15 protein-coding genes and 4 tRNA genes are annotated in these 20,603 nt (G+C 72.6%); 14 read left to right on the top strand and 5 right to left on the bottom strand.

The genetic code is table 11. The annotated features are described in order from the left end of the window. Positions 1-126: 126 nt before the first annotated feature. The 8 genes from IH00_RS43305 to IH00_RS0109380 all read left to right on the top strand — a co-directional run bounded on the left by IH00_RS43305 (position 127) and on the right by IH00_RS0109380 (position 8,570). Complete coding sequence (locus IH00_RS43305; protein WP_324615776.1) at positions 127-1,581, top strand: hypothetical protein; 1,455 nt, start codon at positions 127-129, stop codon at positions 1,579-1,581. Positions 1,582-1,583: 2 nt separating this feature from the next. Further along, positions 1,584-3,698, top strand: coding sequence for a hypothetical protein (locus IH00_RS0109410; protein ID WP_031071606.1), 2,115 nt, complete (start codon positions 1,584-1,586; stop codon positions 3,696-3,698). A gap of 209 nt (positions 3,699-3,907) precedes the next feature. Further along, positions 3,908-4,375, top strand: a complete 468-nt coding sequence (locus tag IH00_RS0109405) for a hypothetical protein (protein ID WP_031071605.1) — start codon at positions 3,908-3,910, stop codon at positions 4,373-4,375. A gap of 86 nt (positions 4,376-4,461) precedes the next feature. Next, on the top strand, positions 4,462-5,394 hold the full coding sequence (locus IH00_RS0109400; protein ID WP_052411298.1) for a bifunctional DNA primase/polymerase: 933 nt from the start codon (positions 4,462-4,464) through the stop codon (positions 5,392-5,394). Then, a complete protein-coding gene (locus IH00_RS37170; RefSeq protein WP_031071600.1) occupies positions 5,391-5,810 on the top strand; it encodes a hypothetical protein in 420 nt (139 codons plus the stop codon). The genes IH00_RS0109400 and IH00_RS37170 overlap by 4 nt, the downstream gene beginning before the upstream one ends. Beyond that, positions 5,807-6,970, top strand: coding sequence for a DUF3631 domain-containing protein (locus IH00_RS0109390; protein WP_031071598.1), 1,164 nt, complete (start codon positions 5,807-5,809; stop codon positions 6,968-6,970). The genes IH00_RS37170 and IH00_RS0109390 overlap by 4 nt, the downstream gene beginning before the upstream one ends. Before the next feature lie 200 nt (positions 6,971-7,170). Further along, complete coding sequence (locus tag IH00_RS0109385; RefSeq protein WP_031071595.1) at positions 7,171-7,368, top strand: helix-turn-helix domain-containing protein; 198 nt, start codon at positions 7,171-7,173, stop codon at positions 7,366-7,368. Positions 7,369-7,439: 71 nt separating this feature from the next. Then, a complete protein-coding gene (locus tag IH00_RS0109380; RefSeq protein WP_234334808.1) occupies positions 7,440-8,570 on the top strand; it encodes a site-specific integrase in 1,131 nt (376 codons plus the stop codon). Between the two features lie 89 nt (positions 8,571-8,659). On the opposite strand, the gene IH00_RS0109375 is transcribed toward IH00_RS0109380, so the two are convergent. The 4 genes from IH00_RS0109375 to IH00_RS0109360 all read right to left on the bottom strand — a co-directional run bounded on the left by IH00_RS0109375 (position 8,660) and on the right by IH00_RS0109360 (position 10,613). Further along, a tRNA-Phe gene (locus tag IH00_RS0109375) sits at positions 8,660-8,733 on the bottom strand. A 22-nt stretch (positions 8,734-8,755) separates the two neighbouring features. Then, positions 8,756-8,830: transfer RNA gene (locus tag IH00_RS0109370), tRNA-Asp, on the bottom strand. 39 nt (positions 8,831-8,869) lie between these two features. After that, positions 8,870-8,942: transfer RNA gene (locus tag IH00_RS0109365), tRNA-Glu, on the bottom strand. 81 nt (positions 8,943-9,023) lie between these two features. Next, on the bottom strand, positions 9,024-10,613 hold the full coding sequence (locus IH00_RS0109360; protein WP_039946683.1) for a metallophosphoesterase family protein: 1,590 nt from the start codon (positions 10,611-10,613) through the stop codon (positions 9,024-9,026). A 69-nt stretch (positions 10,614-10,682) separates the two neighbouring features. Here IH00_RS0109360 and IH00_RS0109355 point away from each other — a divergent pair, with 69 nt between their 5' ends. The 5 genes from IH00_RS0109355 (at position 10,683) to IH00_RS0109335 (ending at position 18,507) form a co-directional block, all read left to right on the top strand. Further along, entirely contained in the window at positions 10,683-11,033 is a 351-nt protein-coding gene (locus IH00_RS0109355; RefSeq protein WP_031071589.1) for a metallopeptidase family protein, read from the top strand. Between the two features lie 227 nt (positions 11,034-11,260). Further along, complete coding sequence (locus IH00_RS0109350) at positions 11,261-11,887, top strand: hypothetical protein (RefSeq protein WP_031071586.1); 627 nt, start codon at positions 11,261-11,263, stop codon at positions 11,885-11,887. Positions 11,888-12,160: 273 nt separating this feature from the next. Beyond that, positions 12,161-14,260 carry a DEAD/DEAH box helicase gene (locus tag IH00_RS0109345; RefSeq protein ID WP_031071584.1) on the top strand — a complete coding sequence of 700 codons (2,100 nt, stop codon included), beginning with the start codon at positions 12,161-12,163 and terminating at the stop codon, positions 14,258-14,260. Positions 14,261-14,649: 389 nt separating this feature from the next. Then, complete coding sequence (locus tag IH00_RS0109340; protein WP_052411297.1) at positions 14,650-17,889, top strand: FlgD immunoglobulin-like domain containing protein; 3,240 nt, start codon at positions 14,650-14,652, stop codon at positions 17,887-17,889. A gap of 545 nt (positions 17,890-18,434) precedes the next feature. Next, a tRNA-Lys gene (locus tag IH00_RS0109335) sits at positions 18,435-18,507 on the top strand. Positions 18,508-18,554: 47 nt separating this feature from the next. On the opposite strand, the gene IH00_RS0109330 is transcribed toward IH00_RS0109335, so the two are convergent. Next, on the bottom strand, positions 18,555-20,027 hold the full coding sequence (locus IH00_RS0109330) for a MocR-like pyridoxine biosynthesis transcription factor PdxR (RefSeq protein WP_031071581.1): 1,473 nt from the start codon (positions 20,025-20,027) through the stop codon (positions 18,555-18,557). A 47-nt stretch (positions 20,028-20,074) separates the two neighbouring features. On the opposite strand from IH00_RS0109330, the gene IH00_RS0109325 reads away from it, so the two are divergent. Beyond that, complete coding sequence (locus IH00_RS0109325; RefSeq protein WP_031071579.1) at positions 20,075-20,533, top strand: carboxymuconolactone decarboxylase family protein; 459 nt, start codon at positions 20,075-20,077, stop codon at positions 20,531-20,533. Positions 20,534-20,603: the final 70 nt, after the last annotated feature.

The raw sequence follows: 20,603 nt of genomic DNA, 5'->3' as shown, positions 1-20,603 counted from the left end.
GTAGCGGGCCCCGAGGCCCCGCCGGACACCACACCCTCTCCGCAACCTGAGCCCACACCCGCCGCCCCGGCACCAGCGGCTGAGGTGGAGCACACGCCTGGCGGGTGGCCGGTCGTTCCCCTCGCGGTGACCGGCACGAACACCACCGCCTCCCTGCTGGCCACCGCATCGCTGGTCGGCGGCCCGGTCGCCCTGGCCCTGGCCGCGACCGGCGCGGTCGTCCTGGGCACCGCCGCCGCTACCCGCAAGCACCGCCAGCAGACCAAGCCCAGCAGCACGCGCCGCAGCCTTCGGGCCACGGCGCCCCGACGAGGAGCCACGCGGGGCGGGACACCTCCTGGGTCGGCCGGGCGGGTGGTACGGCAGTCTCGTAACGGGAACGCCGACACCACTAAGGCCGCTGCTCGCGCTGGCAAGGCGGGCGGGCGGCCCAGTCACCGGGGCACCGCCCACCGCGCTGCCACACCTTCCACCCTGGGAAAGTCCTCGGCTTTCCGGGATGGAAGGAGCGGTCTGGCCCGCGCGGCCGGCCTGTCCCAGGCGGCTGGAACCGCCGGTCGCGGTGGTCGTCTCGGACAGGTCAAAGCGCTGCGGGACGCTCAGCGCAAGGCGGCACCCTCGCGGGCTACCCGCCGTGCTGAGACCACCGGCGCCCGCCGCCAGGTCGCCGACTCACGGCGCGACGCCAAGCAGCAGACCCGCACCGCCGGGGCCGCGAAGAAGGGTCCCATCGGCCGGGCGATCGCGTCGGGGTTGAACAAGGCCGGTGCCATGCGACGGGCGGCTGTGGACCGTGCCCGCAAAGCGCGCGACCAGCGGACCGGCGGCACGGTCGCCCAGCAGCGTTCGGCCGTGCGCAAGGCGCCTGCACGTAAGCGGGCCCGCAAGGCTCTGTGGCGGTCGGCCGCACGGTTCCAGGGCCGCCGGATCCTGGCCGCGCTGCTGGCCGGGGCGCTCGGGCTGGTCGGCACGGTCACCACGCCGCTCGGGCGAAAGTTGCGGTGGGCGTGGCTGCAACACCCTGGCCGCCGCCTGTACCGGCGCCTGATGAAGGCCGCCCAAGACCAGCGCGCGGCTCGTGATCAGGAGATTCGCGACGCGCAGCAGGACGACGAGACCGCCGCCGACGCGGAAGCGGCCGACGACGGCACCGAGCACATTGGGGACACCGCCGCCCGCCCGGCAGGCCTGGTCCCCGCCGCACCCACCACCGCCCCGACCAGTGAGGGAGAGAGCGTGTCTGGTTTCCGGTTCGAGGACCATGCGGCGGAGATGGAAGCCGCCGCCAGCAACTACGACCCCGACGGCTGCATGGAAATCCTCTCCATGGTCGAGGGCCTGCCGGCCGCGCTCACGAGCGTGGCGAACGTGATGAAGATTCTCGCCGAGCGGTCCGACAGCGAGTTTCCGCTGGAGAAAGACGTGGCGGGCTCGTTCAACGACGCCTTCGGTGCCGTCATGGCCGCCGTCGCCGTGGCGGAGGACATGGGACCGCTGTTCCGCAACGTCCACGCACAGGACATCGCCCGCCACGAGGACCCCCGCAACGGCCACCAGGCAGAGAAGGGCTGGAACGTCTGACCATGACCACCAACACACAGGCCACCACCGGGCCGGTGTGGGACTACAGCGCCGGTCACGGACCCGTGACCGGCGCTTTGTCCGCCACCACCGGATGCCTCGCCATCGCCACCACCGGCGCCGCCACCGGCATGCCCCCCGCCTGGGCTCTCGCCATCGGCGCGGCCGGCGCGATCGGCCACACCATTACCAGCCTCCGCAACCGCCTCGCCGCCCGCACCATCGGCATGCGGGCCGCATCGTGGCTCGTCGGCGCGGGATGGACGACATGGGCCATGACCACCGGCCCCCTGTCCTGGACCGCGCTCGGGTCGCTCGCCACCATCGGCGTGGGCATGGGTGCCGCCGCCCGGGCCACCCTCCTGCACGAGGAAGCCCGCGAGCTGGAAGCTCTGGCCGCCGCCGAACGGCAGGTCGCCCGCGAACTGTCGGCCGAGCGGCGGGCGATCGCCGCAGAGTGGGTGGACCGGATCCAGCGAGTCTGTGGGATCGCGGTGCGGGTGGTGGCGGTGGAGATGTGGCCCACCGGCACCGGGTTCACCATCGACGCCGAACTTCCCGCGGGCGGCACCACCTACGACCGCATCGCGCGTGAGTCGGCCCGCCTGTCGGCCGATGCGAGGTTGCCGCACGGCTGTACCGCCACCGCTTCGCAGGGCATCGACCAGGGCCGCGTCCTGATCGACGTGACCACGGTCAACGTCCTGGAGGCCGAGATCACCTACCCCACCGACTATGCGCCCCTGTCCGTCTACACCGGCATCCCCTGGGGGCTTCGAACGAACGCAGATGAGATCCGTGCCTACCTGCGCGAACAGTGCGCGCTGGTCGTGGGGCCGACGGGGTCGGGCAAGACGAACATGGTTCATACGATCCTGGCCGGGTTCGCCCGCGCCACCGACGTCCTCACCTGGGTGATCGACCTGAACGCCGGATCGGCCGGCCTGCCGTGGGTACGGCCTGCACTCGATTCCAGCGGCCAGACCACCGGCGGGATGCGGCCGGGGATTGACTGGCTGGCCGCTTCCCACGAGGAAGCGATGCTGATGCTGGATGCGGCGGTGAGGATCGCCAAGCACCGCAAGATGGCGTACCAGGACCTGCTGTCGCGCGAGAACACGGACCTGCTGCCCATCAGCGACCGGATCCCTCAGATCATGCTCGTGATCGATGAGGGTGCCGAGATCCTCGCCGCTCCGGACAAGCCGTCCCGTGCCCTGGCCGCCAAGATCCTGGAAGTGATCCGGATCGCCCGCGCCATGGGCATCCGCACCGTCCTCACCGCACTCGGCGCGACCGGATCGGTCCTGGGCAACCTGATGATCCGCCGCGAAGCCAAAGTCCGTGTCGCGCTGACCGGTGGTGAGACCGAAGGCATGGACTTGAGTAAGCAGTTCCCCGGCTCGCGCGGCCTGCGCGTCGACCAGGCGCCGTATAAGGGTTCCGGGTTCATGGGGACACCGGAGTCACCGGCGGGGCTGTTCAAGTCCTGGCGGATTCTGCCCAACCAGATCCGCGACATCGTCGCCGCCACCTCCGATCGACACGCCACCCTCGACGCCATCTCGGCCAAGGCCGCAGGACCGGACTACGCGCGCCGCTGGGACATGGCCCGCACCGCATGGATCCGCGACGACACCCCCACCGCCGAACAGGCCCCCGAGCAGCACCCCATGTCGACCGGCCCGGTCGGCGGGCTGAACCTGTCCGCGCTCCGCGACGATCAGGCGCCCGTTGCTGAGACGGACGAGGAGGCACTGGCGCGCAGGTTCCGCGAGCAGATCGACGCCCAGTTCGCCACCGCACCCGAACCCGGCGGTGACGCCCCGGCGCCCCACAAGCCGCCCACGGCGGGACTCAACCTGTCCGCGCTGCGCAGCGAGGACAACGCAGCCAAGGATGCCGCGCTCGCCGTGCTGCTGGACGCCGGACCGGAGGGCACGGGGGCGTCTGCGATCGCCCGCGCGCTGGCGGACGAGCACGGCACCACCCGGCAGACGGTCGTCGGGTGGCTCAAGTCCTGGGCGGAAGAGGGGATCGCGGTGAAGGTCGGGGAGGGCACCAAAACCCGCTACGTCCACCACCGCCACGCCCCCGGTGGCACCTCCACGGACTAGTCGTCTGTCGCTTGTCGCCTCGGCCGCGAGAAGGCCCCTGGGCGCCCCTGTGGGGGCCCGAAACGGGCTCTGACCTGCAAGGCGACAAGCGACAAGACAAGACAAGCGACAAGCCGCACGACAAGTCAGACGACAAGCGACACGACAAGCCGAGCAGCGGGCAGCACCCCACCGCGGGGCGCTGTCCGACGCGTTGAAGGGACCATGTTGTGCATCCCCAGACCCCGTATGAGATCACCACCCTGACCGGCCAGTCGCGGCCGCTACCGCGCCCGGTGATGCTGCCGGAAGAGATCCCGCCGGGTGTCGGCTGGGTGACCCTTCCCGGCGGCGTAAGGACCCTGGCCTACACCCAGCAGCCCACCGCCCTGGCCCCGCAGCCGGTCGCCGCTCAGCCGGTACCGAGGTGGGCCAAGACCACTGCTCTCCTCGCGCCGACGATCGGCGGGGGCGTCGCCGCCGCCGGTGTCGGGCTCTCCTACGCAGCCCCGGGACTGATCGCCATGAGCCACGCCCTGTGGGCCACCGTTGCCCTCATCGCCGCCGGAGCCATCGCCCTGCCGGTCCTCCTCGGCGCGTGCCGACGAGGAGGCAAGGCGGGACCGCCGCACGTCACGCAGAACATCACCGCCACCGGCCTGTTCGGCAAGGCCACCGGCACGATCAACCACCGCTGATAGACGCCAAAGGCGGCCCCCGTCTCGCCAAAGTCCGGGGCCGCCCTTGTCTCCCAGCACTTCTCACAGAACTGGAGACCTCCAGCATGCCCGAACCTCCCCCGATCGTCACCGCCGATCTGTCCTGCCTGCCCTTACTCGCCTCCGCCCTGTCTGCGGCCGAGCGCGACTGGCCGGTCATCCCCCTGCACCCGCGCGCCAAGCGCCCCGCCGGCCACCCGGAGCGAGCCTGCCCCGGCACCGGGCGCTGCACGGGAGGACACCGCACCCCCGAGCAGCGCGCCACCACCAACCCGAACCTGATCCACGCCACATGGGCCACGCGGCAGTACAACGTCGGCGTCGCGACCGGCCCGGCCGGGCTGCTGGTCATCGACCTGGACCCGGTCAAGCCGGAAGAACCAGAAGGAGCGCCTGACGGCGCGACTTCCTTCGCGGCGCTCTGCGAGCGCGCCGGGCAGACCGTCCCGGCCACCTACCGCGTGCGGACCGCCCGCGGAGGGGAGCACCTTTACTTCACCGCCCCGGCCGGGGTGCGACTGAAGTGCAGCGTGAACCGACTCGGGCCACACATCGACACCCGCGCCTGGGGCGGCTACGTCGTCGCCCCCGGCAGCACCACCCTCGATGGCACCTACGAGGTGACCGACGACGCGCCCGTCGCACCGCTTCCCCCGTGGCTGGCCGCTCTGCTCACCCAACCTGCCAAGCCCGCCACGGTCGCCCCGGCGCCGCTCCGGGACGGCACTCGGGCCGCCCAGGTGGCGCTGGAACGCGAATGCGCGGTCATCGCCGCGGCGCGCCAGGGCGGGCCGAACGGCCGCAACAACACCCTGCACCGAAGCGCCTGCAAGATCGCCCGGTTCGTCGCGTGGGGCGACCTCCCGCGAGCCGCGGCGGAGCAGGCAATCCAGGGGGCGGGGGAGTCGACCGGATTGCCGCCGGCCGAGTGCCGCACCACGATCCGCAGCGCCATGGACTGGGTCATCGCCCACGCCACACCCAGGGAGGCGGCATGACGGCGCCCGCTCCCCCCGCCCTGGATTGCCTCACCAGCGCCTCGATCGGCCCGCACGCCGCCCCACAGCCTGTGGACACGGCGGCCGTGGGCGAACCGAGAGGCGCCGCCCGCAAGGGCGTCGTCACTGCTCTTCGCTCGAACCGGTCCCCGGCACGGGCGGGCGCCGACCCGACGCCGGACACCCCCGGCATCCGGATCTTCGCCCCGCCGATCTACCGCCACCACTACGACGGCGCCCGCTGGTCCACCCGGCACGGCGCCCTGCCCACCGCCGCCTACGCCTGCCGGTGCGGACTGACCGGCACCGCCACCGGCCCCGACGCCGTCGCCGCGCTGGTCGCCGAGTACGACGCCCACCGATCCGCCTGCACCGGGTTGCCCGCCCAGCTCACCGAAGGGAGGCACGCCGCATGACCGACACCATCGACGGCGCCGCACTGCTCAACGAGGTGGAAGCCTTCCACCGCCGCTTCAACGTCTTCCCCCGCGAAGCCGCCTACGTCGCCGTGGCCCTGTGGGACGCACACGCCCACCTGCTCGACTCCTTCGACTCCACGCCGAGGATCGCGTTCCTCTCCCCGGAACCGGGGTCGGGCAAGTCCCGTGCGCTGGAGGTCATCGAGACCCTGGTACCGAACAGCATGGCCGCCGTGGACGCCTCCGCTTCCGCGCTGTTCCGTGCGGTGTCCGGGGTGGACGGGGACCGGCCCACGATCATTTTCGATGAGATCGACACCGTCTTCGGGCCCAAGGCCGGGGACAACGAACAGCTTCGGGGCTTCCTGAATGCCGGGCACAGGCGTGGACGGAAGATGTACCGGTGCGTGGGTGACGGAGCCAACCAGACCGTGCAGGGCTTCCCGTCCTACTGCGCTGTCGCTGTGGCCGGTCTCGGTTCCCTGCCGGACACGATCCTGACCCGCTCCGTGATTATCCGCATGCGCCGCCGGGCCCGCAACGAGAAGGTCGAGCCCTACCGGATCGGTGACCACGAGAAGCAAGGTCACGCCATTAGGGACCGGCTCGCCAAGTGGGCGGACCAGATCCGGGACCAGATCCGCGGTGCGCGGCCCGTCATGCCCGACGGGGTCACAGACCGGCCGGCCGACGTGTGGGAACCGCTCCTCGCCGTCGCCGACGCCGCCGGAGGGGACTGGCCCAAACGAGCCCGCGCCGCGTGCGCGGAGCTGGTCCGGGCATCCCAGGCCGACGACAAGGGCTCCCTCGGCGTCCGGCTGCTGACCGACCTGCGCGACCACGTACTGGTCGGGGTGGAGAAGCTGCCCACCATCGCCGTCCTCGACCGGCTCAACGCCCTGGAAGACGCCCCGTGGGCCGACCTCCAGGGCAAGCCGCTCGACTCCCGGCGCCTGTCCAAGATGCTCAGCGAGTACATGACCAGCGACAACGAGCCCATCGCCTCCCGCAACATCCGCACGGCCGGCGGCATCCTCAAGGGCTACTTCGCCAAAGACCTCCAGGACGCCTGGTCCCGCTACTGCCCGCCCCCGCCCCAGGACAGCGCTACATCCGCTACGCCGCTACAGCCCAGCTCAGACCCCCTGTTCGTGTAGCGGCAACCACACGTGTAGCGGCTACACCCCCACCCCACGCGCGCCCCTATCCGGGCCACCCGTGAACGGCGTAGCCGCTACACCCAACCTTCCCGCTACACAAAACACGCCGCTGACCTGCGATGTAGCGGCGTAGCGGATGTAGCGGACTTCCCAGGGGGGGCCACCGGCCCCGACCGCCTGTCGAGGAGATATCGCGAATGACGACCTCTCTCCCCACCACGCACATTGCTGTGACCGTGCCCGAGGTCATGGCGGCTCTCAAGCTCAGCCGCTTCAAGGTTTACGACCTGATCCGCACCAAGCAACTCCCCAGCTTCACGGTCGGCCGAGCCCGGCGAGTGCCGGCCGACGCCCTCCACACGTTCATGCAGAACCAGCTCAAGGAGGCCGCGTAGTGGCAAAGCGTGCCAATGGCGAAGGAAGTATCACGATCCGGAAGGACGGCACGTACCACGGTCGCGTCTATGTGACGACGACCAGCGGCATCCGTAAGCGGGTGTCCGTCTACGGCAAGACCCGCGATGAGGTACGCGGGAAGATCACCGGACTCCAGGCTCAGGAGAACCAGGGAATCCCGGTTCCCGACACGAACATGAACCTGGAGGACTACCTCACGTACTGGCTGGCCAAGGTCGTCAAGGTCCACCGGCGGCCCAAGACCTACCAGGGGTACGAGAGCGTGGCCCGTGTGCACCTGGTCCCGGGGCTGGGCCGGAAGAAGATCCGGACTCTTCGGGCCGCCGAGGTCCGTACCTGGCTCGCCGGCGTCGCCTCGGAGTGCCAGTGCTGCAAGCACGGGTGGGACAAGGAGCGGCGAGAGCCGGAGTGCTGCGCGGCGGGGGAGTGCTGCAAGTCGCTGCTCTCCCGCCGCATGGTGCAGTCGATCCACGCCGTGCTGCGGAACGCGCTCCAGAACGCCGTACGCGAGGAGCTGATCGTCCGGAACGTCGCCCAGCTCGTCCAGGTCCCCACGCCCACGTACGACACCGGGAAGGGGCTCAGCGTCGCAGACGCTCGCCTCCTCCTCCGGCAGTCAGAGGAGGACCGGCTACACGCGCTCTACGTCCTGGCTCTGGTCATGGGGATGCGGCGGGGCGAGCTGCTGGGGCTGCGGTGGGCCGCCGTGGACCTGGACAGGGAGACCTTGATCGTGGAGCGAGCGCTACAGCGGGTCGACGGAGAGCTGATGCTCGTCCGGCCCAAGACGCTCTCCTCCGTCCGTACGGTCCCGCTCCCGCCGTTCGTGACCAAGGCTCTGATCAACCACAAGGAGCGGCAGGCACAGGAGCGGGCCGCCGCCGGCATCGAGTGGAAGGAGCACGGGTTGGTGTTCACGTCCCGCATCGGGACGCCCCTGGAGCCGGACAACCTCCGGCGGAGCTGGCACCCGCTCCGCAAGCGGCTGGGTCTGGACATCCGCTTCCATGACCTCCGGCACTCGGCCGTGTCCCTGCTGCTGGACCTCGGGGCGCCGCCGCACATCGTCCGGCAGATCGTCGGCCACAGCGACATCGGGGTGACGATGAAGGTCTACGCCCACGCGTCGCTGGACGAGCAGCGGAAGGCGCTGCGGAAGCTCGGAGACGCCCTCTCGTGACCCCGTTGGGGTACCGGTTGGCGTAGCCGGCACGAGAACACCCCCACCGAAGATCTTCGATGGGGGTGTTTGCCCTGGTGGGGCTACGGTGGCTGGGGCCGGGGTCGAACCGGCGACCTTCCGCTTTTCAGGCGGACGCTCGTACCAACTGAGCTACCCAGCCACGCGGCTCTTGCGAGCCGCAGCGGTCCTGACGGGATTTGAACCCGCGGCCTCCACCTTGACAGGGTGGCGAGCACTCCAAACTGCTCCACAGGACCAAGCATTGTGCGAGAACCAGTCTCGCACACGGTGATGCGTGCCCCCAACGGGATTCGAACCCGTGCTACCGCCTTGAAAGGGCGGCGTCCTGGGCCACTAGACGATGAGGGCTGATGGCCCGCCTGGGCGCTTCGTCAGCGCGTCGGGGACGTGAGAAGCATATGGGATGCGGGGACGGTTCGCCAAAACGCTTTACGGCGAGGTCGTCGACGCGGGAGTGCGGGCCCGGTCCGGCGAGGGCGTCGGGGTCGCCGGGAGCGAGGACGAGGAGGAGGGCGCGGGGGCGCCCGGGCGGTTCTCCTCCGGGAGGTGGCGGCTGACCTCGGCCGTCGTCAGGCCGAGGCCGCCCAGCGTGATCTCGTCCCAGGCCTGCAGGCGCCGCTCGGTGCGGTCCAGGTAGAGGACGGAGGCGCGGACCTTCTCCGGCTCGTCGCGCTCCAGGGCGCGCAGCCCGCCGCCGCCCGTGGAGCCCTCGATCCTCAGGCGGGTGCCCTCCGGGAGGACCGTGGTCTCGCGGCGGTGGACGTGGCCCGCCAGGACCAGCGGCACCTCGCCGTCGGTCCCCCGCGCGGCCACGGGGTTGTGGGCGACCGCGATGTCCACGGGCGTGCCCGCGTTCCGCTGCGCGCGCAGGGCCGCCGCCAGCCGCGCTCCGGCCGCCCGCTCGGCGTCGTCGCCGGCGGCCACCACCGAGCGGTCCGGCGTGAACTGCGGGTCCCCGGTCCCGGCCACCCGCAGTCCCGCCACCGTGACGGCGCGGCCCTCGTCGAGGACGTGGACGTTGTCGAGGTCCTCCAGGTACTCCTGGGTCGCCCGCGAGTCGTGGTTGCCGCGGACCCAGACGTACGGCGCGCCGAGGTCGCTGATCGGGTCCAGGAAGCCGTTCTCGGCGGCGGTGCCGTGGTCCATGGTGTCGCCCGAGTCGATGATCACGTCGATCCGGTACTGCTCGACGAGCGACCGGATGATCTCCCAGGCGGCGGGGTTGAGGTGGATGTCGGAGACGTGCAGCACGCGCATCGTCGCCGGGTCCGGCTGGTACGTCGGGAGCGTCGAGGTCGCCTCGTAGAGCTTGGTCACATTGGTGACCAGCCGCGCCAGTTCCTTCTGGTAGACGTCGAACTCGCTGACGATCGAGCGGGCGTTGCCGACGACGGAGGGCGCGGAGGAGAGCAGCCCGGAGAACTTCGGTTCCAGGACGGACTTGGGGTTCCAGGTGGCGAAGGCCGTGGCGCCCGAGGCGGCGAGCAGCGCCAGGGCGAGGCCCCCCGCGGCCAGGGCGCGGCGGGGGCGGCGGTAGACGGCGAGGCCGAGCGCGGTGGCGCCGGAGACGACCGCGACGCAGGAGCGCACCGCCAGCTCGCGCGTGCCGTCGGCGACGTCCCGGGAGATCTCCTCCTGGAGGCCCGACAGGCGTTCGGGGTGCTCGACCAGTGCCTGGGCGCGTACGGGGTCGAGCTGGTCGACGTCCACGTCGAGGCGGATGGGGGCGTGGTGCGAGTCCAGGGTGAGGGCGCCGAGCGGTGAGACGTTGATCTTCGTGCCCCCGGAGAGCGACGGACGGAGGGTCATGCTCGTGTCCATCGGCCCGACCGGGGTCCTGACGCTGCCGACGATCAGCAGGCCGAGCCACGCGCCGAACAGGACGACGACGACCAGCCCGGCGGCGCGGACGTACGGGTGCGGAGCGTGCACCAGCGCGGAGGTGGGACCGGTGTGGCGGGAGCGGTAGTGGCGGAGCAGTCGGGCGTACGGGGTGCGCAGGGCAGCTCGGGCAGCCATGGGCGCACGTATGCCCGTGCGGACCGGCGGCTATGCCCGTACATCCGGGTCATCCGTGACAATGGCCGGGTGCTGGAGATGACGCGCGAGGAGTTCGAGGAACTGGTCGCCGAGGCGCTGGACAGGATCCCGCCGGAGCTGACGCGGCTGATGGACAACGTCGCGGTGTTCGTGGAGGACGAGCCGTCGCCCGACGATCCCGATCTGCTGGGTCTCTACGAGGGGACCCCGCTGACGGAACGGGGCGAGTGGTACGCGGGGGTGCTGCCGGACCGGATCACGATCTACCGGGGGCCGACGCTGCGGATGTGCGACTCGCGCGAGGACGTGGTCGCGGAGACCGAGGTCACGGTGGTGCACGAGATCGCCCACCACTTCGGCATCGACGACGACCGGCTGCACGAGCTGGGCTACGGCTGACGGGGAGGCGGCGGCACGCGCCCGGTGTGCCGCGCCCGAGTGCCGTCCCGTGTCCGTGCGGGGTCCCGTGCCGGGGCCGGCGGCCCGTGCCGGGTGCCCCGCGGCCAGCGCCGGGGTGGCGACGACCGGGGGTGGCGGATGCGGCGGCCCCTGCGTCCGGGCGTGTCCTTGTGGGGCGTGGGGAGTTGGGCAGGGAGACCCCGTCCCGTGCCTGTGGAGGTGCCCGCGTGCGCCAGTTGCCCGCCCCCGTCCGATGGGCCGTCACCGCACTCGCGGTCGCGGCGTCCGCAGGCTCCCTCAGCGGCTGCATGAGCGTCACCGACGAGAGCGCCCGGCCCGCGCCGTCCGGCTCGGCCGGGCCCTCGGGTGCGGCGGCGGCCGACCCGGACGGCGGGGCAGCCGGGCCGGGCCGGTGGCACGACCCGCGGTCCGCGGGCGGCCCCGGCGGCCGGCCCGGCGGTGCGGAGGCCCGCGAGGTCGGGGCGTCCGCGGCGCCGAGCGGGTCCGCGGCTCCCTCCGGGAAGCCCGGCGAGCCGGGCGCGGGCGGCCCCGGCGGCGAGCGGCCGCAGAAGCCGTCGCCGAGCGGCGGCGGGGACGGCGGCCCCGCGGGCGGCGGGAACGGTGGCGGCGGACACGGTGGCGGTGCGTCGCCGAGTCAGGAGCCGACGCCGCCCGCGACCACGCCGCCGGAGCCCACGCCCACCCCGACGGACCCGCCCACCGACCCGGACCCGAAGCCGTCGGACTCGCCGTCCGCCTCGCCGGCGGCGGACACCACCCGGACGGAGGCGATGCGCGCGGTGTCCGGCGAATTCGCCGAACCGCATGCATCGCCGCAGGTCGCGCCCGCCTGAGAGTGGCGTGAAGCGCGCGGAAACCCCCGTGCGGGCGCGGCCGGAGCGGGGTCGCCGGCCCGGTGTGACGCAGCCCGGTTTGCGTTGAGTGGGGGTGGGTGCGTATGGTGGTAGATCGTTTGATCCCATTTCCCATTTGCCCGGCGCCGACAGAAGCGCGCCGCGTGTGGCGCGTACTCTCCCTTGCCGTGGCTGACCGCATCGAGGCGGTCGAATTGCGAAACACGGAGTTGACGGGCGCGTGCCGAGACTCCGGAAGGTTTCGCATTTCGCATGTCCATTTTCAGTTCTGACCACGCTGTCCTGCCCGAGGCCGACGAGGCGCTCGTCGAGGCCGTCGAAGAGGCAGTGACCGACGAGGCCGCCGAGGCCGACAACGCCGCCGAGTCCGCTGACGCCGCCCAGGCCGACAGCGTCGCCGATGAGGCCGCCGACGCCGAGCCGACCATCACCTTCGGGGACCTCGGTCTGCCCGAGGGCATCGTCCGCAAGCTCGCGCAGAACGGCGTGACCGCCCCCTTCCCGATCCAGGCCGCGACCATCCCGGACGCCCTGGCCGGCAAGGACATCCTCGGCCGTGGCCGCACCGGCTCCGGCAAGACCCTCTCCTTCGGCCTGCCGCTGCTCGCGACCCTGGCCGGCGGCCACACCGACAAGAAGAAGCCCCGCGGCGTCATCCTCACCCCGACCCGTGAGCTCGCGATGCAGGTCGCGGACGCCCTCCAGCCGTACGGCGACGTGCTCGGCCTGAAGATGAAGGTCGTCTGCGGCGGTACGTCCATGGGCAACCAGATCTACGCCCTGGAGCGCGGCGTCGACATCCTCGTCGCCACCCCGGGCCGTCTGCGCGACATCATCAACCGCGGCGCCTGCTCGCTGGAGCAGGTCCAGGTCACGGTCCTCGACGAGGCCGACCAGATGTCCGACCTGGGCTTCCTGCCCGAGGTCACCGAGCTGCTCGACCAGGTCCCGGCCGGCGGCCAGCGCATGCTCTTCTCCGCGACCATGGAGAACGAGATCGCCACGCTGGTCAAGCGCTACCTGAAGAACCCGGTCAGCCACGAGGTCGACAGCGCCCAGGGCAACGTCACGACCATGACCCACCACGTCCTCGTCGTGAAGCCGAAGGACAAGGCGCCGGTCACCGCGGCGATCGCCGCCCGCAAGGGCCGCACCATCATCTTCGTCCGCACCCAGCTGGGTGCCGACCGCATCGCGGAGCAGCTGCGCGAGTCGGGCGTGAAGGCCGACGCGCTGCACGGCGGCATGACCCAGGGCGCCCGTACGCGCACCCTGGCCGACTTCAAGGACGGGTACGTCAACGCGCTCGTCGCCACCGATGTCGCCGCGCGCGGCATCCACGTCGACGGCATCGACCTCGTCCTGAACGTGGACCCCGCCGGTGACCACAAGGACTACCTGCACCGCTCCGGCCGTACGGCCCGTGCGGGCAAGTCCGGCGTGGTCGTCTCGCTGGCCCTGCCGCACCAGCGGCGCCAGATCTTCCGCCTGATGGAGGACGCGGGCGTGGACGCCTCGCGCCACATCGTGGGCGGTGCCGGGGCGTTCGACCCGGAGGTCGCCGAGATCACCGGCGCCCGGTCCCTGACCGAGGTGCAGGCGGACTCCGCGAACAACGCGGCCAAGCAGGCCGAGCGCGAGGTCGCCGAGCTGACCAAGCAGCTGGAGCGCCTCCAGCGCCGGGCCGCCGAGCTGCGCGAGGAGGCCGACCGTCTGGTGGCCCGTGCGGCGCGGGAGCGCGGCGACGACCCGCAGGCCGCCGTCGCCGAGGTGACGGAGGCCGCGGAGGCCGAGATCGCGGAGGCGGCCGCCGCTGCCGCCGTCTCCGTGCCGGAGCAGCCGCGCGACGAGCGCCGTGACGACCGCCGTGACGACCGCGGGAACTTCCAGCGCCGTGACCGCGACGACCGGGGTGGCTTCCGCCGGGACCGTGACGACCGTCCGTCGGGCGGTTTCCAGCGCCGTGACCGCGACGACCGGGGTGGCTTCAACCGGGACCGTGACGACCGGGGCGACCGTGGCGGGTTCAACCGCGACCGCGACGACCGTGGTGGCCGTTCCTTCGAGCGTCGTGACCGTGACGACCGTCCGTCCGGTGGTTTCCGCCGTGACCGTCCGTCGGGCGGTTTCCGCCGTGACGACCGTCCGTCCGGTGGTTTCCGCCGTGACGACCGTCCCTCGGGCGGCTTCCGTCGTGACGACCGTCCGTCCGGCGGTCACCGGGGCAGCGACCGCCCGTTCAACCGCGACCGCCGCGACGACCGCCCCTCCGGCGGCTTCCGCTCCGGTGGCTCCTCGGACCGCGCGTACGGCCGTCGTGACGACAAGCCGCGCTGGAAGCGCAACGGCTGACGCCTGACGCCCGACGCCTGACGCCCGACGCCTGACGCCCGACGCCTGACGCCCGACGCCCGACGCCTGACGCCTGACGCCCGACGGTTGACGTCTGGCAGCAGGACCGGCGGACCAGCAGGACCAGGCGGGTCCGCACAGCACTCCGGTGCCGTGCGGGCCCGTTTTCCGTTGTCCGGGTCTCTTTCCCCGCCCGTCCTTTGAACGGGTTCGAAACCGGCTTTCTTCAGCCACGAGCGTGCTGTTATGGTCAGCGCCATCGCATGGGGGGATCGGCTGGGGGGCTCTTCCGCTCGCACTCGCGCCGGCCGGATCCGGCCGATGCCGAAACCCCTGCTCTTCATGTCCTGGGGAGGGACACTCACTTGGCTCGTACGAGCAATGGCCGTGTGCGCGGAAACGCCCGCGCCCGTGCCGCTCTCATCCTGGCGCTGGCGACCGTGACGGCGGCGGGATCCGCCGTCACGGCGCTGCCCGCCACCGCCGCCGAGGCGTCGGACGTGACCGTCCTGCCGCCGGCCCCGCGTTTCGCGCCGCGCGGCACCTCGATCCTCAACGCCGGCGAGACCGGCTACCTGCTGGCGCAGGAGGGCGACGACCGCCTGCTGTGGATCGACTACGCCACCGGATCGGCGACACCGCTGACCACCCGGCTTCCGGAGAAGCCCCGCTTCGACATCGACTCGGGCAGCTGGGACCGCTGGCAGCGGCTCCCGATCGCGGACGGCGCCCACTACGGCCAGGGCTCCGACACGGTCGCCCTCCACTCCGCCTCCCCCGCGCCGCACGTCACCCTCCAGAAGGGTGCGGGCGCGCCGTTCGCGGACATCGTGCTGCCGGAGGGCCAGGCGTACGTCGGCACGTTCGGCGACAGCGTCCTCACCCGGACCGGAGCGGCGGACGCACCCACCGGCTACCACCTGCTGCGCCACGAGGCCGGCAAGGTGACGGACACGCCCGTCACCGGGCTCCCCGAGGGCGCGGTCCTCCAGGGCGTCGAGGACGGCGACGCGCGGTCGCTCATCCTCCGCCACAAGGCGTCCGCCGAGGCGACGAACCCGAGCTGGTCCCTCGTGGACCTGGCCGACGGTGTGGCGAAGCCGCTGCCGGACCGGCCGGACCCCGAGAACGCGTGGGAGGTGAACGGCTTCCGGCTCGGTGGAGAATCGATCCTGCGGCTGCGCACCGGACGCGGCATGGTCGACGTCCTCGACCGCGCCGCACCGCACGCGGTCGTCCGGACCGTCGGCAACAACCCCATCGGTGACGGGGAGTACGCGATGGTCGGCACCTCGGTGCTCGGCCTCTCCACGCAGAACCCCGGGGACAACGAGTACCGCGGCGACACCCTGTTCCGCCTGCTCGACGAGGAGGGTCACAGCCAGGCGGTGCTGGAGCTGGCGCGCGGGATGGCCACCGCCCCCGACGGCTCCGTCCTGGTCGCCGGCGCCACCAACCCCCCGGCGCAGGGCGACATCGACTGGGCCATCCACCGCGTCGTGCCCAAGGCCGACGGCGGGGTGGAGGTGCGCCGCCTGACGACGATCGAGCCCGCGCCCGCCCACATCTACGGGCTCTCCCTCGGCAGCGGCATCCTCACCACGGCCGACAGCAGCACGATCTACCAGCCCCACACGTACCTCGGCGCGTACCGCAGCACCTGGCTGAGCACCTCCGGGCAGCCGCAGCCGGTCCGCTCGACCGTGGACTGGATGGTGAGCGGCCGGGACGGCAACTGCGTCGGCGACGAGGGGTACGACGACGAGCGCTGCGTCTCGATGTTCGCCAGTGGCGACGGCTACCACGGCCGCGCGAACGCCACCGGCAGCGGCGTGACGCTGCTCTTCAAGAACGGCGAGCTGGCGTGGGGCCCGCGTCTGACGACCGGCATGAACAGCCCCGTGCTCGCCGACCTCTCCGGCAGGTTCGGCGTGATCGCCAACGGTACGGGTGGCACGCACTACGCCGTCGAGTTCAAGGCACCCGACTCGGGGACCAGGCTCCCCCTCAGCGGCGGCGCGTCCGCCGTATGGGGTTCCACGCTGTGGAGCGCTGCCCTGGACAGCGGCAGGATCACCGCGAAGAGCCTCCCGGCCGGTACGGCCGGCGAATCGTTCACCACCCCCAACAACTGCGTCCCCAGCGAGCTCCAGGCCGCGGGCCGCTGGGTGTACTGGGCGTGCGTGGACACCGTCGGGTGGGTCAAGGGCTCGGGCGTGTACGACCGGCAGACCAAGCGGACCGTGACCGCGCCCGGCCGCAACGTCCTGCTCGGGGACGGCTACCTGGTCCACCAGGACCCGGAGAAGAACACCGGTCTGACGCTCTTCGACCTGCACAACGGGCTGCCCGTCTCGGGTGCGGTGGCCGATCTGCCGCAGCGCACCCTGGTGAGCGCGGCGGACCTCGGGTCGTCCACGCAGCGGCGTACGGGCTGGACCGTCGACCGCTTCGGCGGCCGCGTCGCGTACGCGGGTGACGACGAGCGTGTCCGCATCGTCCCCACCGGGGTCCCCGCGCCCGCCGTCACGGTGATCGACACCTCCGTCACCGGCACGGCGCTGGACCTGGCCCAGACCGGTCAGCGCTGGTCGGGCAGCTGGTGGATCTCCAAGCCCACCGGCGCCTGGCAGATCACGGTGAAGGAGGCCGCCACCGGGACCGTGGTGCGCACGATCTCCGGGTCCGAGGGCCGCGGCCGGATCGACGCCGCCTGGGACGGGAAGAACACGGCCGGCGAGGCCGTACGGAACGGGTCGTACACCTGGACCCTGACGGCCAAGGCCGCCGACGGGCTGGGCGCCGACCTGGCGGTGACCGGCACGGTGACCGTGACCGGCAGCACCCCGGCCCCCGCCCCCGTGCGCCCGGCGTTCCGCGACTACGACGGCGACAAGGCGGGCGAGCTGTTCGCGCTCACCACCTCCGGCACGCTCTCCGCCAACGAGTACGCCGGCACGGCCCGTACCTACACCGCCGCGGCCGGATGGAGCGCCGCCCAGCACGTCGTGCCCTTCGGGGACCTCAACGGCGACCAGTGCAACGACGTACTCGTGCGCACGACGGCCGGGGAGCTCTTCCGGTACGACGGCGACTGCAAGGGCGTCGTGAAGAGCACCGGCCCGCGCGCGGCGCTCGGCACCGGCTGGGGCGCGTACAACGTCCTGGTGTCCGCCGGCGACCAGACCGGGGACGGGCGCCCCGACCTGATCGGCCGCCGTGCGTCCAACGGCGACATGTACCTCTTCGAGGGCACCGCCGACGGCAAGCTCGCCGCGGGCCGCGTCATCCACACCAACTGGTCCGGCTACCGGCGGATCGTCGGCGCCGGGGACCTCACCGGCGACGGCATCGGCGACCTGCTGCTGCTCGACGGCGCGAACACCCTGTACCGGGTGGACGGCAGGACCACCGGTCCGTTCCGCAGCCGGGTGCTGCTCTTCCAGAACTGGGGCGCCGGGCGCGACGCCATCGTCGGCGTCGGCGACATGACCGGTGACGGCCGGCCGGACCTCATCTCCCGCGACACCGCGGGCAACCTGCTGCGCAACGCGGGCAACGCGTCCGGGTCGCTGTCGTCGACCGTGAAGGTCGGCACCGGTTACCAGGGCTACAAGGGCCTGTTCTGACGGGCTGAAGGGCCGACTGAAGCCGATGGGCGGCCTGACGTCCTGACGGCCTGACGGGCGTCTCCACGCCCTCTGCGATCCGCCGTGGCACCGGCGGCCGCGACCGGTACGCCGGTCGCCGGTCCGCCCGGTGCCACGGCGGTCCTCGTTCCGCCGCCGCGCCGCGTGCGTGCGCATGCGGGGCACGCACGTACTCCACGTACTGCACGCACTCCCCGTACTCGACCGAGGAGCATCCCCCTGGGCGGAAACGCCCTGACCCGCGGCGTCACCGCCACCACGGCCCTCGCCACCGCCTGCGGCCTCGGCCTCGCGCCGCCGGGCGCCGCTCCCGCTCCTGCCGCCGACCTGCCGCCGGAGGCGGTGATCCGGCCGTAGGGCAAGGAGCGGCGGTTCGCCGACACGGCCGGCAGCGGCTGGGCCTCGCACAAGACGCCGCTCCGGCACCGGCCGCCCGGGCCCGGGAACCGATACTCGATCGGCTCCCGGACCCAGGAGGGCTATGCTCGGCACAACGCGAGGCGCCCGGATATGCTGCGGGTCGCGGGCCGTTAGCTCAATTGGCAGAGCAGCGGACTTTTAATCCGTTGGTTGTGGGTTCGAGTCCCACACGGCCTACCGCGCAGCCCCGGACCGGCATTCCCGGTCCGGGGCTTCTTCGTGGCTCACCGCCCACCCGCCGGCGGCAGCGCCGCGCACAGGGCCTCCAGGGCCGGGCCGTAGGCATGGTCCGCCGGGGTGGCGTAGCCGACGACCAGGCCGTCCTGGGCGGGCATGGTGGCGGCCGGGTGGCGGAAGGCGGCCAGGCCGTCGAGCGCGACGCCCAGGCGGCGGGCCGCCCGTACCGCGGAGGGCTCGGTGCCCGGCGGGAGCCGCAGGACGGCGTGGAGGCCGGCCGCGATGCCCGTGGGGACGAGGTGCGGCGCGCGAGCGGCGAGGGTGGTGACGAGCCGGTCGCGGCGGCGGCGGTACCGCTGGCGCATCCGGCGCACGTGACGGTCGTACGCGCCCGACGCGATGAAGTCAGCGAGGGTGAGCTGGTCCAGGACGCTTGCCCACGCCTCCCGTTCGCCCTTGGCGGCCAGCACGGGCCCGACGAGGTGCGGGGGCAGGACCATCCAGCCGAGCCGCACGGCGGGCGAGAGGCTCTTGCTGACGGAGCCGGCGTAGAGGACGTGGTCCGGGTCGAGGCCCTGGAGGGCGCCGACCGGCTCGCGGTCGTAGCGGAACTCGCCGTCGTAGTCGTCCTCCAGGATCAGGCCGCCTCGCGCGCGGGCCCAGTCGACCACCGCCGCGCGGCGCCGCGCGTGCAGCGGACCGCCGGTGGGGAACTGGTGGGCGGGGGTGAGCAGTACGGCCCGGACGCCGGTGCGGGACTCCAGTTCCTCCGTACGGGCCCCGTCCTCGTCCAGCGCGAGCGGGACGGTGGGCGTCCCGGCGGCCTCCAGGAGCGAGCGGTGGAAGCCGAGTCCGTACGACTCGACGGCCAGCGGGCCGCGCAGCACCCGGTCGCCGAACAGCAGGCGCAGAGCGTGGGCGAACCCCGAGCAGACGACGATGTGCTCGGGCGAGGTGTGCACGCCCCGCGCGCGGGCCAGGTAGGCGGCGAGCGCCGTGCGCAGCTCGATGCGGCCCCGGGGGTCGCCGGGGCCGTAGGCGGAGTGCGGTGCGGCGTTCAGGGCCCGGCGGGCGGAGGCGAGCCAGGCGGTGCGGGGGAAGGACGCGGCGTCGGGGGAGCCCTGCCGCAGGTCGTGGCGGACGGGCGGGCCGGCCTCGCCCACCGTCCGCGCGGCTCCCGCCGGTCCGGCAGCCGGGGCCGCTGCGGCCGCTCTCGTCGCCCTGGCCGTCCTCGCCGGCACGGCCCGGGCGGCGACACGGGTGCCGGACCCCTGGCGGGCGGTGAGCCATCCCTCGGCGACGAGCTCGGCGTACGCGTCCGCGACCGTGTTGCGGGCCAGTCCGAGGTCGGCGGCGAGCGAGCGGTACGGCGGCAGGCGCGTACCGGGGGCGAGCCTGCCGCTGCGTACGGCGTCGCGCAGCGCGGCGCTCACCGCGGCCCGGCGGCTGCCGGTCGCGGGCAGCTCCAGGTGCAGGTCGGAGCCGGTGCGCTCCGCGGAATTGACCCATGATTCCGGCATGGAAGTGCACCCTACAGCCGGTCTTTCCGGGCCGTAGATTCGACGGCATGACGCACACGGACACGGTTTCCCGGCTCGACTTCGCCCAGGCCGCCCCGAGGGCCTTCAAGGCCCTGATCGGCTTCGACGCCGCCGCCCGCGAGGGCCTCGACCCCGCCCTCGTGGAACTCGTCCAGATCCGCTCCTCGCAGCTCAACGGCTGTGCGTACTGCCTGCACATGCACACCCGTGACGCGCGCAAGGCCGGTGAGAGCGAGGAGCGGCTGCACATGGTCGCCGTCTGGAAGGACGCCGCGCACTTCTTCAGCGAGCGCGAGCGGGCGGCCCTCGCGCTGACCGAGGCCGTCACGCTGGTCGCCGCGTCCGGGGTGCCGGACGAGGTCTACGCGCGCGCCGCGGCCCACTTCCCGCAGGAGGAGCTGGCACGGCTCCTGGCCCTCATCTTCACCATCAACACCTGGAACCGCATCGCCATCAGCACGGCCAGGATTCCGGGCGCCGCGTAGGGCGCGGCAGTAAATGGTGATGATCTCCGCTCCGATGGCGTAAGGTGGTGTTCACCGACGCGGGGTGGAG

The sequence above is a fragment of the Streptomyces sp. NRRL S-118 genome (genome assembly GCF_000716335.1).
Lineage (GTDB): Bacteria > Actinomycetota > Actinomycetes > Streptomycetales > Streptomycetaceae > Streptomyces.
Note: the sequence above shows the minus strand (reverse complement) of the source record. Positions and strands in the feature narration are given on the sequence as shown.

Bases quoted from the DNA above. Each gene is read 5' to 3' on its own strand.
- IH00_RS0109410 (WP_031071606.1), top strand. From the start codon at position 1,584: ATGACCACCAACACACAGGCCACCACCGGGCCGGTGTGGGACTACAGC.
- IH00_RS0109400 (WP_052411298.1), top strand. From the start codon at position 4,462: ATGCCCGAACCTCCCCCGATCGTCACCGCCGATCTGTCCTGCCTGCCC.
- IH00_RS37170 (WP_031071600.1), top strand. From the start codon at position 5,391: ATGACGGCGCCCGCTCCCCCCGCCCTGGATTGCCTCACCAGCGCCTCG.
- IH00_RS0109390 (WP_031071598.1), top strand. From the start codon at position 5,807: ATGACCGACACCATCGACGGCGCCGCACTGCTCAACGAGGTGGAAGCC.
- IH00_RS0109385 (WP_031071595.1), top strand. From the start codon at position 7,171: ATGACGACCTCTCTCCCCACCACGCACATTGCTGTGACCGTGCCCGAG.
- IH00_RS0109360 (WP_039946683.1), bottom strand. From the start codon at position 10,613: ATGGCTGCCCGAGCTGCCCTGCGCACCCCGTACGCCCGACTGCTCCGC.
- IH00_RS0109345 (WP_031071584.1), top strand. From the start codon at position 12,161: ATGTCCATTTTCAGTTCTGACCACGCTGTCCTGCCCGAGGCCGACGAG.
- IH00_RS0109330 (WP_031071581.1), bottom strand. From the start codon at position 20,027: ATGCCGGAATCATGGGTCAATTCCGCGGAGCGCACCGGCTCCGACCTG.
- IH00_RS0109325 (WP_031071579.1), top strand. From the start codon at position 20,075: ATGACGCACACGGACACGGTTTCCCGGCTCGACTTCGCCCAGGCCGCC.